General features: G+C 64.6%; 1 protein-coding gene. It reads left to right on the forward strand.

Going from position 1 to position 718, the window contains the following annotated elements; genetic code table 11:
* Positions 1-691 (forward strand): IS5 family transposase (locus RM2_RS23295; protein WP_072691789.1); only part of this gene is annotated, 691 nt, incomplete at its 5' end.
* Positions 692-718 lie beyond the last annotated feature (27 nt).

Below are 718 nucleotides of genomic sequence, written 5' to 3' on the forward strand. Positions count from 1 at the left end.
CCGCCGTCTCGTGCTCGACGCCATCTTCTACCTCGTGCGGGGCGGGATCGCCTGGCGGCAGTTGCCGGCGGAGTTCCCGCCCGCCACCACGGTGTATGCGATCTTCGTCCGCTGGGTGCGGGCGGGGGTGTGGCAGCACATTCACGACGCGCTCCGTGATCGGGTCCGGGTCCGGGGCGCCCGCCGCCCGCTGCCTTCTGCGGCGATCATCGACTCCCAATCGGTTCGCGGCGCCGATACCGTGCCCCGGTCGAGTCGGGGTTTCGATGCGGGTAAGAAAATCAACGGCCGCAAACGTCACATCGCGGTCGACACCAACGGGTTGCTGCTGGCGGTCGTGGTGACGATGGCCAGCATTCAGGACCGCGACGGGGCCAACCGATTGCTGTCCGTGCTGCGTGCCCACTGTTCGACGATCACCATGGTGTGGGCTGACGGCGGCTACGCCGGGCGGTTGCTCGACTGGTCGAAAAAGGTTCTGGCCCTGACGGTTCAGGTTGTCAAACGCACCGATGACGTCAAAGGGTTCAAGGTCCTGCCCCGGCGGTGGGTGGTCGAGCGAACCTTCGCCTGGATCAGCAAACACCGCCGCTGCGTCCGTGATTACGAAACCCGCCCCGATCATCACGAAGCGATGATTTACATCGTCATGATCGCCACCATGTCACGTCGACTCGCCCGCACAGCATGACTCATACCGGAGTTTTCAGACGCACTC

Source organism: Rhodococcus marinonascens NBRC 14363 (assembly GCF_001894885.1).
Lineage (GTDB): Bacteria > Actinomycetota > Actinomycetes > Mycobacteriales > Mycobacteriaceae > Rhodococcus_F > Rhodococcus_F marinonascens.